The sequence below is a fragment of the Aliirhizobium wenxiniae genome, from assembly GCF_019511445.1.
Lineage (GTDB): Bacteria > Pseudomonadota > Alphaproteobacteria > Rhizobiales > Rhizobiaceae > Neorhizobium > Neorhizobium wenxiniae_A.
In genome coordinates this window covers 1-255 of sequence record NZ_JAEUAN010000133.1, presented here as the reverse complement: position 1 = coordinate 255, position 255 = coordinate 1, and the positions used below count along the sequence as shown (strand labels likewise).

Annotated in this window: 1 protein-coding gene; it reads right to left on the bottom strand. The window is 58.4% G+C overall.

Translation table 11 applies throughout. The features are described from left to right. Positions 1-255, bottom strand: a 255-nt coding sequence (locus JNB91_RS30620; protein ID WP_220329145.1) for an ATP-binding protein, incomplete at both ends; no start/stop codon positions are given.

The window sequence follows — 255 nt, the reverse complement described above, 5'->3', positions numbered from 1 at the left end:
CGCTGGTGCGCTCATAAAGCTTGCTCAACAGATGGAAGAGCAGCGCTCCACCTGAGGCACTGAACGGAAGGTATCCGAGCTCATCGAGGATCAGCAGATCGAGACGGACCAGGGTCTCGGCGATCTGGCCTGCCTTGCCCTTTGCCTTCTCCTGCTCGAGCGCATTGACCAATTCGATGGTCGAGAAGAAGCGGACCTTTCGGCGGTGATGCTCGATAGCCTGGACGCCGAGAGCAGTCGCGACGTGTGTTTTAC